This window comes from Pseudomonadota bacterium (assembly GCA_018823135.1).
Taxonomy (GTDB): domain Bacteria; phylum Desulfobacterota; class Desulfobulbia; order Desulfobulbales; family CALZHT01; genus JAHJJF01.
Window position 1 is genome coordinate 21,625 of record JAHJJF010000051.1, and the last position, 14,847, is coordinate 36,471.

Genomic DNA, 14,847 nt, shown 5'->3' on the forward strand with positions numbered 1-14,847 from the left:
GAACCGTCTCTTTGAGTGTGTTGGGAGAAATCATTTCACCTTAATCTTGATTGCGCATGACTCTTTCTTCTGTTTCGGGAGCCGTATTAACAGATAGCCGTTCTTACAGATTGAAGTTGATCCTGCAGGATCGATAAGTTGAGGAAGTGGAATAGTTCGCTCAAAATGTCCGCGCTCAATTTCAAGTTGGTGGATGCAACCGATACTGTCGTTTACCGGAAATACCCGCTCTCCGGAAACCGTTACACCCTCCTCTTCAACAACTACTGAAAGATCACCCGGTTCCATTCCCATGACATCCATGCACAGAATCAATTCCTTTTCCGTTTCATAGACATCTGTTGCCAGAAGCCAGGAGCCTGACTGTAAAGGGGTCATTCTCGGCAGAGAAACGTTTCGCATCATTCGGCCCATGTGCCGTTCCATATCCTCAAACTCCTTGAGGATTCGTTTTTTGAATCGATCCATCTCTTACCTCATATAAAAAAATAGAAACCGGGGTTATTGTTGACCGCGGGCCCTTTCCGGTTGAGCTCGGCAAGGCTTGGCCGCCTTATGAAAATACAACCAGTTTCTATCTCTGATTGTTAATGAAAAACTAAAAATACAGTGATGTTATTTATTGAATACGTTTTTCACCTTGTCCATCAAATTCTGAAATCCACCTCTCCTTGTCCCGGTTTCTCCGAAAAAAACTCCCATCAACGTCTCTATGAGTTTGCTATCGGTACCATGAACGAACTCCAGACCCATCTGGAACAGATGAGCATTCCGGTCATCATTTCGATTGAACCAGATCGGTTTAACATGAATTATCTGCTTTTCCACCGATTCGTCCGGAAGCGAAAATTCAAGAAACAGACTCAACAGATCACTGTCAAATACCGCATAAAAAAAATGATTATTCTCAAAGAGAACCTGGTCAAGACAGACACCGACCCCCAAAGGGGTTACATCTTTTAAATCGGCATTCAAAGGCCCTGCAACTTTTTCGTTGGTCACAGCGTCACATATGGTCAATGATACGGTGAGAGCCCCGGGAATTCTTGATATTCGTCGTTTATCTTCTTCCATTAAACCCTGCTTGAAATAAAGTATAAAAATTCTGGAACAGTCTGCGGAAGAAAATCTCCGTCAGGAAGGTAAAAACCAAACCTTCAAATACCCCTTGCGGTCAGCTAATTTATATCCATATTACTCAGGGTTACAATTCATGTCAAAACATTGAAGCCGTAACGCTTTTTTTTCTTCATTATTATCAATAAAATCATAAAATCTTTGTGGTTTTAAAATTACCCATAAACGCATCATCTCAAAAATATAAGAACAAACTTCTCATTTCCTTGTCTATAACTTGCAGTTGTGTTAATTTTTCTGAGCATAAACTTCATAATGAGGAACAAAACCAATCCCTTTTTCCCACATCAACAATAATTCTAAACAATAATATTCAAGGAGATACTTTCAATGTTTAAACCACTGTCAAAAACTCTGGCTGCTCTTTATATCTTTCTATTCGCCTTCACCCTGACAAACTCAGTGCGCGCCGAAGAAAAAAAAGCCGCAGAGGATAACGTCGCTGTAGTTAATGGTGCGGTTATTTCAAAACAATATTTCCAAAGGGTGGTCTCTGCGGCTCAATCGCAACACCTGGCCCGGACCGGCGCAGAACTGGAAGGAGAGGCGCTGACAAAAGCAAAAGAAGAAATCCTAGAAAATCTCATTGGCGGCGAACTGCTTTTTCAGGAAAGCACCAAGGCTGATGTCAAAGTTGAAGAAACCATGATCAATGAACAACTTGCCAATCTTAAAAGCAGATTTCCCGATGAAGACGGTTTCAAAGGCTGGCTCGCACAAATGAATTTTACCGAAGATGAGATTAAAAAAGATATTCGAAAGGGTCTTGCTGTCGATCAATTAATCAAAAATAGTTTTGTTTCTAAAATCGAGGTCCCTGACCAGGAGATTAAGGCTTATTTTGACAATAATCCGCAGTTTTTCCAAAAACCCGACACAATCCGGGCCAGCCATATACTCATCAAAGTCGACCAGAACGCCTCTGCTGAAGACAAGGAAAAAGCCAAGAACAAATTGATTGAGGCCCAAAAGAAATTAAAGGAAGGCCAGGATTTTGCCGCCCTTGCAAAAGAGTATTCACAATGCCCCAGCAGTGCTGAAGGTGGTGACCTGAATTACTTTGAAAAAGGGCGGATGGTTCCAGCATTTGATCAAACTGCGTTTGCATTAAAAATAGACGAAGTAAGCGATATCGTTGAGACCAGATTTGGGTACCATCTCATAAAAGTGACCGACATAAAAGCCGGTCAAACCATTACCTACGACGACATTCAAGGCCAGATCAAACAGTTCCTGGTGCAAGAAAAAGTCCAGAAACAAGTAATGCGACATGTTGAAGAACTGAAAAGCAATGCCAAGATCGAACGGTTATTTGATGAGAAGAAATCGTAACTCAGTTTAAGGTGGTTGTATTTTTTTGAATCAGACTCTGTCATTAAAACATGATTTTCGTTCAGTAGTAATGAAAATCATGTTTTAATTTTTTTATAGAGTATGAACGAATCACGATTCAACTGCCCACAGGGCAACATCAAAAAGAGGCTTGTTATGCGTGTGTATCAGATACTCTTGATTCTTTTGTTAGTTTTTGCTGTCCCCATGGTTCAGGCGGAAATCAATCCCGGCCCCGAAACCATTAATTTGAAAGAAAAATATAGTATCCAGGGAAAAAAGAAACCTGTTATTTTTGACCATAAAGCCCATCAACAAAAGCTTGAATGCATAAAATGCCATACTGATGAAAAGGGCAGCAAACTTCTTTTTGAAATCAACAAAATCGATACCATTTCAAATGATTTTCACCGGGCGGTCTGCTGGCAATGTCATAAAACAATGAAAGTTGCAATCGGCAAGGACTGCAACGCCTGCCACAAATAATGACTTACGGAAATTCATCATTCATCCACATACTTCAAAAAATCCAATATCTTGAGGAAGAGTAAAATGGCAGAACAGAATGACAGCAAGGATTATGTAAAAAAAGAATTAATGTATGCTGTCGCTTTTATTACACTGGTTGTGGGCTTCCTGGGTGGAGTCGTATTCAGTTCTTTTAAAGGAGGCGCGACTTCCTCCCCCGTCACCTTTTCACAACCGAATCAACAAGCGTCATCCTCCCCGGGTCAACCTCAGGGTTTGACGCCGGAGCAGGCGAATACAATCCTGAGCCTTGAATCCGAGGTCGCTAAAAACCCGGATAATGTCGAAGCATGGACCAACCTCGGGCATATTTATTTTGACACCCATAAATACGCCAAAGCCATTCGCGCTTATGAAAAATCCCTTGAACTTCACCCGGACCGGCCTGATGTTATTACTGATCTTGCGGTAATGTACCGACGCTCGAAAAATCCTGCAAAAGCCATTGAGCTGTTTGACAAGGCCATGAAAATCGACCCGAAACATGAGCAATCACGTTTCAATAAAGGCATTGTCCTGATGTATGACATGAATGACAAACAGGGGGCCATTTCTGCATGGGAGGGTCTCCTCGCAGTCAATCCTTTTGCAAGCGGACCGGGAGGACAATCCATCCGTGAGATGGTGGACAATCTCAAAGAATAATAGAAACAATCCAGCCTGCCGCGTTTCAAAAGGCATAAAAAAAGCCCGCACAAAATTTGTGCAGGCTTTTTTTATGCAATCTACTTTGCAGATCTACGAATCGTCCTTTTCCCGGTGGCAGAAGAAACAACCGTTAGTATCACTAGGACCGGTTGTGTGTGACATCATGCCTGAATAATCCCAGCGGAGCATGTCGGCATAGGGACTGCCATGCGACCTGTGACAGGAAACACACATGACCGTATCATTTTCAAGAACTGTTCCCGGGCTGCCCCCCACAAGAATTTTTCCCACCGGCACCAGTGGATCATAACTTTTACCAATAACTCCGTTTGCTCCGCCATATTCACTCCCAGCGATATTCCGGATTCTAGCATCAGCAGGATGACGTATCCAGGGGCTATCATTCTCACCTGAACCGCTGTAAGGTTCCCAGTCCCCCCAGTAATCTCCAGGAGCATGAAAATCCTGATGGCAACCAGCGCAAAAACGGCCCAATGTAGAAGGGATGATATAGGGGTCTTCAAAATCCCCGGCATAATAGATATTATGATTGCTGCCGCCAACAATGGCATCCCGTTCCCAGAGCGAATCCTCAACTCCGGTTACCGGCTCAACATCTCCCGGTGACACCGAAGTATGCGTCTGCGGTTTCAAAAATCTATACCAACCGCTGCCGGCATCTTCCTGTGGCCCCGGAGAGGGATCAGCGCCGTGGTGATCGGGGGTGTGGCAGGCCCTGCAGCCGTTTTCCCTCTCGGGTCCACCAATCTCCTTTTTATGGGCCAGACTTTCATGGCAGTCATTGGCATTTCCACAACCAATGGGATTACCTGGATTTGCAGTAAGTACCGAATCAATACCGGAAATGCCGTAAACATTATGGCCCCTGCCATCCTTATCAGCCTGAGAACCGGAGCCGTAAACCATCCAATAGAAATTGCCCCCGGCAAGCTGATTAGTCCCTCCAGGGAGGGGCGTTTTACTTGGTTCCTGCTGATTAAAAACGATGGGGACGTTTGTGCCGCCAAGTGAGATTATGGTTTGATTGCCTGAGCTGCTGTGACATCCGACACAGTCACTGATAAGAAGCGTCGACTGCGGCGTGTGAGTAACGCCGCCTTGAATTCGTCCACCATCCCACCGGGCATACGTTCCGAATGTGCCGATGGCAACCATGGTGCTGGCGTTCTGGCTGTTGTGCATGCTATGGCAATTGGAGCATTGGCCGGTTACTTTTGCATAAACGGTTGACACGGTCCCTGCCAAAAAAATCAGGCACAAAAAAAGACATCGCCTGAATAACCCGTTCCACAGGATTCCAGGAATTGTCAGTGATATTTTTTTTCTATATTCCATTTTTAAAGCCCACACTCAACTTCCTGATTAAGTGAAGGCACCATTTTTCCCAGGAGATTTCAGAAATTAAACATATTTCAAATATTTAAAAATTTTACCAAATATCTCAAATTTATTCAAGAAAGTTTAACCTGTTTGACAGGAAACTCCAATATCACAACTACAAGATCTTAAAACAAAAAAGTCCCTTGCGAAAAAAAACCAAGGAACTTTCTTGAAATATGCATAACAAATGAAAAATCAGTAGTTTTTATCGGCGTATTGCAACCAGCCGCCGGCACGGACCAATTCACGATCAAACGAATTCAGTACAAAGGGTATTTGCTCTTCTTTGCCACCGCCCTTTGCAATTACAATGGATTTTTCCATGTCCACGGCAATTTCCGTACCACTGCCTAATTGAAATAACCGATCAATATCTTCTTTACCAAGCGCAATTGCCAACATGCCGCAATTGAACATATTCTGTCGGAATATCCTGGCAAAACTCTCACCGATTACAACATTTATGTCATTTACTTCAAAAACCCAGACCGCATGTTCACGGGACGATCCGCAACCGAAATTCGCTCTTGTAACAAGGGCCCCGGCGTTTTTAAGTTCCGAGGAACTCGGCTCAAATCCAGTCAGCTTCAAATCTTCTAAAATATAGGGTTTCAAGGCCATTTTTGAATTTTCCGTCAGATATTTGGCCGGGATTATCTCATCGGTATTGATATCACTCCTGTCCAGAAAAACTGCAGAACCACCAAACTGCTTCATCTTTATCTCCTTATCTCAAGCAGGTTACAAGCTTGAATTCTTACAGTAATATCCGAGGATCTGTTATGTGCCCGGCAACAGCGGCAGCAGCAGCAGTCAACGGACTCATCAGATGTACCATGCCGCCCTTGCCCATTCTGCCGTTAAAATTTCTGTTGGTAGTCGATGCGCAGACCTCGCCTGCGGCCAGCACGCCGTTGCTCATGCCGAGACAAGCCCCACAGGTGGGATTGGTGACACAGAAACCAGCATCCATGAATATTTTAATAATTCCCTCATCCATGGCTTTTGAATAAACTGCAGGAGTTGCCGGCGCCAGAATACCGCGAACATGTGCCGCGATCTTCTTTCCTTTGAGAATTCGGGCCGCCTGACGCAAATCCTCAATTCTGCCGTTAGTACACGACCCCACATAGACCTGATCAATTACCGTTCCTTCCATATCCGAAACATCCCTGACCTCATCAGGTTTAAATCCATAAGTAACCTGGGGCGGCAAAGAGGAAACATCAACAATTGTTTCCTTGGCATATTCAGCATCGGCATCGGAGTGCCATTTTGCAAAATCAGTAACCGCCTGCTCAATGGAATCATAGTCTTTTTCAATGAAAGGCCAGAGGTATTCAGCGGTAACCCTATCAGGATAACAGATTCCGCAGGTGCCACCGGCTTCAATCGCCATATTGCACAATGTCATCCTTGATTCCATGGACATGCGGTCAACAACCGGACCAACGAATTCCATAACCATGTCAGTGGCACCGTTTACGGTCAGTTGCTTGATAATATTCAGGATGACATCCTTGGCGTAAACACCGTCCTGTAATGTCCCCTGAATATTTACCCGCATGGTCTGCGGCGTCCTGAACGAACAAACACCCTTCAGAATGCCCACTTCAAGGTCGGTTGTGCCGATGCCGGCGGCAAAAGCGCCAAAGGCACCATGCGTACAGGTATGCGAGTCACCCATAATTATTGTATAGCCGGGGCGGATGAAACCTTTTTCCGGAAACAGAGCATGACAGACTCCGTTGCTGCCGATATCAAAAAAATCCCTGATTTGATGCCGGCGGGCCCAGTCTCTGAGAATTTTCGCCTGGGTTGCAGTCTTGGTATCCTTGGAAGGAGTGACATGGTCGACAACCGCCTTGATTTTTGAAGAATCGAATACCCTGTCCATACCGCGCGCCACAAGATCGTTAATTGCGATGGGCGTGGTGATTTCATGACACATAACCACATCGAGGTCCAGCACGACATTTTCCGGAGAAGGATTATCCCTTAAGTGCGCATCAAATATTTTCTGTGTGATGGTTTTACCCATTTAACTGAAACCTCCATATTACTAAACTTACTTTTGATTTAATAACTCAAGCCTATAAGCCATAACTCACTATAATTATATTTTTAAACTGTATTTATAGCGGGTTAACGATTTTATAAAATATATGTAAGTATTGCCACAAATCAGGAAAGAATACTCGTGCATAAATTTTCCGTCAATAGTTAGCAATAAAAACACAAAAAACAGATTCCGCATGATGTTTTTTTCACTCGGAATTATACTGATTTCTCGGATTTATTACTCGCCAAGTCTGTCGGCATCGTAATAAGCACGATCCCGACGTCTATCCCGCTTATAAATTAATGTAATTACCGGGGGCGATAATTCAGCATCTGACATATCTCGGGGTCAGTAAGTTTTGATATTGATTGATTATTCTTTAAGATTGTATCAAATTAAACAATGCACTATAATGTTTTAAATTTTTATAAATCCTAACTTTTACAAAGAATATTTTTCCGGAGGATGCACAATGATCCCAATAGGGTCGCCTGGAGGGAACTTTCAAGAAAGCAACGAAAACAAAATTGATCTTATTTATGAAATAATCAAACATGAATACGGATCAATCCCCAAACTCATATCCACCCTGATTAGCGATGTAATTGATCTTTACGAAGGTCGCTGGCCGACTCATGAAGCCTGCATGGTCAGGTACCATACCCTTGACCATGCCGTTGATGTCGCTTTGCTCACGGCGAGGATGGCTTCCGGCTGGAACAGGCAGAAAGACCTGCCGACCTTTTCCGAAGAAACCTTTCTCTGTGGACTTGCCGCCGCGATGTTTCACGACACCGGCTATATCAAGGACAAAGGCGACAAAAAAGGAACCGGTGGAAAATATACCTTTACTCACGAACAGCGGAGCATGAAGCTTGCCGCAAAATACCTGGCAAAACACAAATGGTCTGCCTATGCGGTTGATACCGTGCCCCGCATCATCAGCATTACTGAATACCATAATGAACCTGATCCGAAAGCCATTTTCGAAACAGATCCGGAAGAAAATATGGCTAAAATTGTTGCCACTTCCGATCTGGTCGCCCAGATGGCAGATATTAATTATATTCAACGGATCAATGACCTGTATGCTGAAATCAATGAAGCCTATGAGTTTGATTCCACCGAGATCCTGGCGAAACGAGGCATTCATATCTTTAGTTCCGCCCAGGAAATGATTGACGAAACCATTGGTTTTTATGACACTTTCGTGTTGCCGCGCCTGCAACAGTTTGGCCGGATGGACCAGTACCTTGTCGGTTTTTTCGGCGGCGGCCGGAACCCCTACCTTGAAAGCATTGCGGCAAATCTCTCCGGTCATCTGATGGATAAACGCATCCAATGGCGGCGCCTGGGAGAAATACTTGAAGAACTCGGGGTGGTTAATTCCAGGCAAATAAAAAAAGCACTGGAAAAACAAAAGCGCATTAAGGACAAAGAAGCGCAAAGAAAAACCTCCGCCTTTTCCTTACAGGGCAAGCTTCATGACTGGATGGACAGCGCTTCACATTCCGGTAAATGCCTTGGTGATATTCTGATGGAGATGGGTGTCATCGATCCGACCATTCTCCGCAAAGGCATACTCGACCAGATCATGCCCCCTGCATTGATAAATAATCTCTCCTGCAAGGAATTGATTTTTATACTCAGGATATCAATACTCCTCCAGAATATCAGCAAAGGCCCCTGGGTCTTTGATCAGATCCTGGAAATGACCAATATTCTTCTTGATTGCGAGGCAAGTTCAATTCTTCTGGCAAACGATGATGCGTCGGAAATGACCGTCCTGATCCCCACCGGTCCCAAAAGAGACTATCTGCTGAAAAAGAAAATCCCAACGGACAAGGGCCTTGCCGGCTGGGTGTTCCGGCATGGTCAACCGGCAGTAGTTACAAATGTTGAAATCGACAAACGTTTCGATGATGAAGTGGACAGACATATCGGCTTCATCACCCGCTCCGTTCTTGCGGTGCCCCTCCACACCAACGGTGAGATGATCGGTGTCATGGAAGTGGTCAATAAAAGAAATGCCAATTTTAATGTGCACGACATGGACATCCTGACCATGCTTGCCAATGTTATTGCCATATCCCTTGGCGGGCTTGTCAAAATGCACGAAGATATATCCTGACTTTTCTCGAGAATTTCCTCTTACAGATAGCAGACTTTCACGATTTCTTGCTTATCATTACGGAGTTATCAATGCGATTATCCTGTGGACTATTCAGCACAACGCTGGCCCTTCTCTCTGTATTTTTCTTTTCAAATCCGGCAATTGCGGCGCATGGAATCAGTATTGACGGCAACCTGAAATATCCTGCGGATTTTAAAAAATTCGACTATGCGTCAGAATCGGCTAAAAAAGGCGGTCATCTAGTATTGCACGGCCTTGGCAGTTTCGACAAGATGAACCCTTTTACCGTCAAAGGAACCGAACCGGACGGGATTAACGAGCTTGTTTTTGAAACACTGGCAATTCCAAGCCTTGACGAACCTTTTGCCGAATACGGTCTGGTTGCAAAAGATATTGCAGTTGCTGAAGACAAACGCTCTGTCACTTTTACCATTGATGAACGCGCCAGGTTTTCCGACGGTACTCCCATCACCCCTGAAGATATCAAGTTTTCCCTGGAAACCCTCAAAAGCGATAAAGCGCTTCCCAACTATCAGCTTTATTTTCAAGACATTACCCGGGCTGAAATTATCAAACCCGACAAGATAACCTTCTATTTTTCACAGAAGAACAGAGAGCTGCACATGATTGCCGCGCAGCTGCCGGTTCTGTCAAAAAAATTCTACACCGCGCATCCTTTCGGGGCCCCATCGCTCATTCCTCCCCTTGCATCCGGTCCGTATATCGTCTCAGATTTCAAGCCGGACAAGCACATCACCTACACGCGGAATGAAAATTATTGGGCAAAAGACCATCCCGTCCGCAAGGGAATATTTAATTTTGACAAAATCACCTATAAATATTTCAAAGATCAACTGGTTTCCCTTGAAGCGTTCAAAGCCCACGAATTCGACTTCATGTACATCAATATCGCCAAACAATGGGCTCGCGATCTCGACGGCGAAAAATACGACAAAAAAATACTTGTTAAAGAATTGCTGCAGCATAAAAACAACCAGGGCATGCAGGGGTTTGTCTTTAACACCCGAAAAACAATTTTTACCGACCGCAAGGTCCGTAATGCCATCGGCCTGGCCTTTGATTTTGAATGGACAAATACATCCCTCTTTTTTGACCAGTACACGGCAAGCAACAGTTATTTCAGCAACTCAGAACTTGCAGCAAGCGGACTGCCGGGTAAAAAAGAACTTGAACTCCTCAAACCCTTTAAGGACAAACTCCCTCCGGAAGTCTTCACCACACCCCTCACCCCGGTTTCCACCGCCCCACCCCAAAGCCTGCGCGCAAACCTCCGGGAAGCAAAAAATCTCCTCGCTCTTGCCGGATGGACCATTCAGGACGGCCAATTGAAGAATCAATCAGGTGAACCGTTTCAATTTGAGATACTGCTCTATTCACCTTCTTTTGCCCGGGTCATGGAACCCTTCACCAATAATTTGAAAAAACTCGGCATTGATGCGAATTATCGCCAGATCGACATCGCCCTCTATATTCAAAGAATGCAGAAACATGATTTCGACATGATGGTTTACACCTATGGGCAATCCCAATCTCCTGGAAACGAACAACGCAATTTCTGGCATTCGGTTTCCCTTGATATGGAGGGATCCCTTAACCTGGCCGGGATTAATGATCCGGCTATCGACTATCTGGTTGATAAATTAATCTATGCCGAAACCAGGGAAGAGCTGGAAACCGCCTGCAAAGGACTCGACCGTCTGCTCTGGTACGGATATTACCTGGTGCCGAACTGGTATATCGCCAACCACCGGATCACCTACAGAAATATCTTTAACCGCCCCGAGCAATTGCCGCTTTATTACAGCCCGTTTCAAGCGCTTATGACCTGGTGGATGAAGTAGCCGATGCTCACCTATCTTCTCAAGCGAACCCTGCTGATGATTCCCACCCTTTTCGGGATCATGCTGATTACGTTCACGGTGACGCAATTCGTTCCCGGCGGCCCGGTTGAACGAAAAATCGCCGAACTTCAGGGTCAGGGAGGCGGGCCAAGCGAAATCAGGATCGCCGGCAAAGGCGATCTCTATCACGGCAGCAAAGGGCTTGATCAGGAAAAAATTGAACAACTCCGAAAAATGTACGGCTTTGACAAACCTCCGGTGAGCCGTTTTTTTTCGATGATCAAGAATTACCTGTTATTTGATTTCGGTGAAAGTTATTACCATCACCGGAAAGTAACCGAGCTGGTCATCTCAAAATTGCCGGTGTCAATGTCCCTTGGCTTATGGTCATTTTTCATCGTTTATTCCGTCTGCATTCCTCTGGGCATTTCCAAGGCCATGCGCGACGGCTCGAAATTCGATGTCATCACCAGCTCCGTAATCCTTGTGGGCTATGCAATACCCGGCTTTGTTCTTGCAGTTTTTCTTATCGTGCTTTTCGGCGGCGGATCATTCTGGGACATTTTCCCGTTACGGAACCTGACCTCAGATAATTTTTCCGAACTGAGCCTGATCGGCAAAATCCTTGATTATCTCTGGCACATGGTCCTGCCCATCATCTCAAGCGCCATCGGCAGTCTTGCAGTAATGACCCTGCTCACCAAAAACAGTTTTTTAGAGGAAATCAGAAAACAGTATGTACTTACCGCCAGGGCCAAAGGCTTGAGCGAAAAACGGGTTCTGTATAAACATGTGTTCAGAAACGCCATTATCCCGATTATCACTGGTTTTCCAGGATCATTTATCACCGCTTTTTTTACCGGCAGCTTACTCATCGAAACCGTTTTCTCGCTGGATGGCATGGGGCTGCTCGGCTACAACTCGGTGATGAACCGCGATTATCCGGTTGTGCTGGGACTGCTCTATTTCTTCACGATAATCGGTCTGGTTTCCCGGCTGCTCACCGATATCAGCTATGTCATGGTTGACCCGAGAATCACCTTTGAAAGCTCGGAAAGTTCTTAACCTTTATGACTCGAAAAAACAGCCTGCTCAGGCGCCGATGGGACAGATTCAAAAAGAACAGAAGAGGATATTACAGCCTGGTAATATTTTCTATTCTCTTTGTGATCTGTCTTTTTGCCGAGATGATCAGCAATGATAAACCACTGATCATTCATTATAACGACGGCTACTCGTTTCCGGTGTTCAAACAATATCCGGAAACTGCCTATGGCGGTGATTTTGAGACGGAAGCCGATTACAAAGATCCCTATATCCTGGAAAAAATCACAAAAGGCAACAACTGGACGCTGTTTCCGCCAAATCCACACAGCTATAATTCAATCAACCTCCATATCGACCAACCAGTACCATCCCCTCCCACCAAGGTTAATTATCTGGGCACCGATGACCGGGGAAGAGACGTCCTGGCGCGCTTGATCTACGGATTCAGACTTTCTGTTATTTTCGGGTTTTCATTAACCTTTGTCGGCACCCTGCTCGGCATGTTTTTCGGCGCGGTTCAGGGATATTTCGGCGGCAAAACCGATCTTATATTTCAGCGGTTTATCGAGATCTGGAGTTCCATGCCCGAGCTGTATCTGCTGATCATTTTTGCATCGATCTTCAAACCGAGCTTTCTCCTGCTCCTGATCCTGCTGTCGCTTTTCGGCTGGATGGGCCTGTCGGACTATGTCAGGGCGGAATTTCTCAAAGGCAGAAACATGGAATACGTCAAGGCCGCCAAAGCCCTTGGCGTGAATAACGCAACCATAATGTACAGACATCTGATGCCCAACAGCATGACGCCGGTGATCACCTTTCTGCCGTTCCGGTTGTCAGGTGCTATCCTTGCCCTTACCAGTCTTGATTTCCTCGGCCTGGGACTTCCACCTCCCGCCCCGAGTCTCGGCGAACTGCTCGCCCAGGGAAAAGGCAATATTGATGCATGGTGGCTGTCGATCAGCACCTTTGTCGTTTTAGTAGGTATGCTGATTCTGCTCATCTTTGTCGGCGAAGCGCTGCGCGAGGCATTTGATCCAAGAAAGACATGACAATGACAGAAAACAACCTTTTGCAGATTAAGAATCTCTCCATGGGATTCCATACGGAATCCGGCTTCTCGCCGGTGCTCGATGAGGTCTGCCTTGAAATCGCCAGGGGCGAAACCGTGGCCCTTGTTGGAGAATCCGGTTCCGGTAAATCGGTCACCGCCCTGTCTATCCTGCAATTATTGGAGCGCCAGACCGTGCAGTCCAGCGGCGAGATCATCTTTGAAACCAAGGATATGCTCAAACTCCCGGAAGCGCAGTTACGGAAAATCCGCGGCAACAGAATCGCCATGATTTTCCAGGAACCCATGACCTCGCTCAATCCGGTCTATTCCATCGGCAACCAGCTCATTGAACCGCTGATGCTTCATCAGGGGCTTGATAAAGATACAGCCCGATCACGCGCCATTGAACTTCTTAAAACAACAGGAATTTCAAATCCGGAAGACCGTATCAATAATTACCCGCACCAGTTATCAGGCGGCCAGCGACAGCGGGTGATGATCGCCATTGCCCTGGCCTGCCATCCGGTTCTGCTCATTGCCGACGAACCCACCACTGCATTGGATGTAACTATTCAGGCCCAGATCCTTGCGCTGATCCGTGACATCCAGCAGGAAATGAACATGGCAGTGCTGCTGATCACCCATGATTTGAATATGGTGAAAAAATTCGCCCGGCGCCTCTACATCATGCATCAGGGAAAAATCGTTGAACACGGCATGACCAAAGATATTTTTTCATCGCCCAAAGCCCCCTATACCATTCATCTTCTTAACAGTGTGCCATCCGGAGAACCAGCCCCTAAACCGGCATCAGCACCGATCCTGACGATCAACAACCTGCAATGCTCCTTTTCCCTGAAAGCCGGTTTTTTCAAACGCCAGGTGGGTGAAATCCGGGCCGTTGACCAGGTAAGCATCACCATCCGCCAGGGCACTACTTACGGCATCGTCGGCGAATCCGGTTCCGGCAAGAGCACCCTGGGGATGTGCATTCTACGGCTCACCGGCTGCAACGGTGAAATCCTTTACAACGATGAGAACCTTCTTTCCCTGACCAACAGACAAATGCGGCCTTTACGAAAAGAATTCCAGGTGGTGTTTCAGGACCCCTTTGCCTCCCTTTCGCCACGGCTCACCGTGGAACAGATAATCGCCGAAGGCCTCCAGGTCCATAAGCCGGAATTATCAAAAGAACAAAGACGCAAATCCGTTGAGGCGGCGCTTACCGAAGTCGGCCTGGAACAGGATATGGCCCAGCGGTATCCCCACGAATTTTCCGGCGGGCAGCGGCAGCGCATCGCCATTGCCCGGGCGATGATCCTTAAACCGAAGTTTCTCATCCTGGACGAACCAACCAGCGCCCTGGACATGACCATTCAAGCCCAGATCATCGATCTTCTGCGGGATTTCCAGAAAAAATACGGCATGACCTATCTGTTCATTTCCCATGATCTTCGGGTAATCCGTGCCATGGCCGATGATATCGCTGTGATGCAAAACGGCAGAATCGTTGAATCCGGTCAGGCAGCTGAAATATTCCGCAACCCGCAACATCCCTACACCAGGCAACTTTTTTCAGCCGCATTCAATCTTGACATCATCACCCCGTAATCATTATTCAAAACTGTTAACCGGGAAATGCTTA

The 14,847-nt window shown here is 45.9% G+C and carries 13 protein-coding genes; 8 read left to right on the forward strand and 5 right to left on the reverse strand.

The window, feature by feature from the left end; genetic code table 11:
- Positions 1–30: 30 nt before the first annotated feature.
- Both KKE17_04660 and KKE17_04665 read right to left on the reverse strand, forming a co-directional pair.
- Positions 31–468 (reverse strand): Hsp20/alpha crystallin family protein, encoded by a 438-nt coding sequence (locus tag KKE17_04660; GenBank protein ID MBU1709279.1) that lies wholly within the window; start codon positions 466–468, stop codon positions 31–33.
- A 147-nt stretch (positions 469–615) separates the two neighbouring features.
- Positions 616–1,074, reverse strand: coding sequence for a hypothetical protein (locus KKE17_04665; protein ID MBU1709280.1), 459 nt, complete (start codon positions 1,072–1,074; stop codon positions 616–618).
- A gap of 393 nt (positions 1,075–1,467) precedes the next feature.
- Here KKE17_04665 and KKE17_04670 point away from each other — a divergent pair, with 393 nt between their 5' ends.
- The 3 genes from KKE17_04670 to KKE17_04680 all read left to right on the forward strand — a co-directional run bounded on the left by KKE17_04670 (position 1,468) and on the right by KKE17_04680 (position 3,642).
- On the forward strand, positions 1,468–2,469 hold the full coding sequence (locus KKE17_04670) for a peptidylprolyl isomerase (GenBank protein MBU1709281.1): 1,002 nt from the start codon (positions 1,468–1,470) through the stop codon (positions 2,467–2,469).
- Between the two features lie 156 nt (positions 2,470–2,625).
- Positions 2,626–2,955 carry a cytochrome c family protein gene (locus tag KKE17_04675; protein MBU1709282.1) on the forward strand — a complete coding sequence of 110 codons (330 nt, stop codon included), beginning with the start codon at positions 2,626–2,628 and terminating at the stop codon, positions 2,953–2,955.
- Positions 2,956–3,021: 66 nt separating this feature from the next.
- Positions 3,022–3,642 (forward strand): tetratricopeptide repeat protein, encoded by a 621-nt coding sequence (locus KKE17_04680; protein ID MBU1709283.1) that lies wholly within the window; start codon positions 3,022–3,024, stop codon positions 3,640–3,642.
- A 93-nt stretch (positions 3,643–3,735) separates the two neighbouring features.
- Here KKE17_04680 and KKE17_04685 read toward each other — a convergent pair whose 3' ends face one another.
- The 3 genes from KKE17_04685 to KKE17_04695 form a co-directional block, all read right to left on the reverse strand.
- Positions 3,736–4,899, reverse strand: a complete 1,164-nt coding sequence (locus KKE17_04685) for a hypothetical protein (protein MBU1709284.1) — start codon at positions 4,897–4,899, stop codon at positions 3,736–3,738.
- 342 nt (positions 4,900–5,241) lie between these two features.
- Positions 5,242–5,763: a 3-isopropylmalate dehydratase small subunit gene (locus KKE17_04690; GenBank protein ID MBU1709285.1), complete on the reverse strand. Its 522-nt coding sequence runs from the start codon at positions 5,761–5,763 to the stop codon at positions 5,242–5,244.
- A 40-nt stretch (positions 5,764–5,803) separates the two neighbouring features.
- Entirely contained in the window at positions 5,804–7,087 is a 1,284-nt protein-coding gene (locus tag KKE17_04695) for a 3-isopropylmalate dehydratase large subunit (protein MBU1709286.1), read from the reverse strand.
- Between the two features lie 493 nt (positions 7,088–7,580).
- Between KKE17_04695 and KKE17_04700 the strand changes: the two genes are divergently transcribed.
- The 5 genes from KKE17_04700 (at position 7,581) to KKE17_04720 (ending at position 14,813) form a co-directional block, all read left to right on the forward strand.
- A complete protein-coding gene (locus KKE17_04700; protein MBU1709287.1) occupies positions 7,581–9,239 on the forward strand; it encodes a GAF domain-containing protein in 1,659 nt (552 codons plus the stop codon).
- 71 nt (positions 9,240–9,310) lie between these two features.
- On the forward strand, positions 9,311–11,104 hold the full coding sequence (locus KKE17_04705) for an extracellular solute-binding protein (GenBank protein ID MBU1709288.1): 1,794 nt from the start codon (positions 9,311–9,313) through the stop codon (positions 11,102–11,104).
- A gap of 3 nt (positions 11,105–11,107) precedes the next feature.
- The gene (locus KKE17_04710; GenBank protein MBU1709289.1) at positions 11,108–12,169 is read left to right on the forward strand and encodes an ABC transporter permease subunit; all 1,062 of its coding nucleotides are present in this window, start codon (positions 11,108–11,110) and stop codon (positions 12,167–12,169) included.
- 5 nt (positions 12,170–12,174) lie between these two features.
- Entirely contained in the window at positions 12,175–13,200 is a 1,026-nt protein-coding gene (locus KKE17_04715) for an ABC transporter permease (protein ID MBU1709290.1), read from the forward strand.
- A 2-nt stretch (positions 13,201–13,202) separates the two neighbouring features.
- Positions 13,203–14,813, forward strand: a complete 1,611-nt coding sequence (locus KKE17_04720) for an ABC transporter ATP-binding protein (GenBank protein MBU1709291.1) — start codon at positions 13,203–13,205, stop codon at positions 14,811–14,813.
- Positions 14,814–14,847: the final 34 nt, after the last annotated feature.

Excerpts from the sequence above, each read along its gene's own strand:
- KKE17_04680 (MBU1709283.1), top strand. The coding sequence starts at position 3,022 with ATGGCAGAACAGAATGACAGCAAGGATTATGTAAAAAAAGAATTAATG.
- KKE17_04700 (MBU1709287.1), top strand. The coding sequence starts at position 7,581 with ATGATCCCAATAGGGTCGCCTGGAGGGAACTTTCAAGAAAGCAACGAA.
- KKE17_04675 (MBU1709282.1), top strand. The coding sequence starts at position 2,626 with ATGCGTGTGTATCAGATACTCTTGATTCTTTTGTTAGTTTTTGCTGTC.
- KKE17_04670 (MBU1709281.1), top strand. The coding sequence starts at position 1,468 with ATGTTTAAACCACTGTCAAAAACTCTGGCTGCTCTTTATATCTTTCTA.
- KKE17_04715 (MBU1709290.1), top strand. The coding sequence starts at position 12,175 with ATGACTCGAAAAAACAGCCTGCTCAGGCGCCGATGGGACAGATTCAAA.
- KKE17_04720 (MBU1709291.1), top strand. The coding sequence starts at position 13,203 with ATGACAGAAAACAACCTTTTGCAGATTAAGAATCTCTCCATGGGATTC.
- KKE17_04690 (MBU1709285.1), bottom strand. The coding sequence starts at position 5,763 with ATGAAGCAGTTTGGTGGTTCTGCAGTTTTTCTGGACAGGAGTGATATC.
- KKE17_04665 (MBU1709280.1), bottom strand. The coding sequence starts at position 1,074 with ATGGAAGAAGATAAACGACGAATATCAAGAATTCCCGGGGCTCTCACC.
- KKE17_04705 (MBU1709288.1), top strand. The coding sequence starts at position 9,311 with ATGCGATTATCCTGTGGACTATTCAGCACAACGCTGGCCCTTCTCTCT.
- KKE17_04660 (MBU1709279.1), bottom strand. The coding sequence starts at position 468 with ATGGATCGATTCAAAAAACGAATCCTCAAGGAGTTTGAGGATATGGAA.
- KKE17_04710 (MBU1709289.1), top strand. The coding sequence starts at position 11,108 with ATGCTCACCTATCTTCTCAAGCGAACCCTGCTGATGATTCCCACCCTT.
- KKE17_04695 (MBU1709286.1), bottom strand. The coding sequence starts at position 7,087 with ATGGGTAAAACCATCACACAGAAAATATTTGATGCGCACTTAAGGGAT.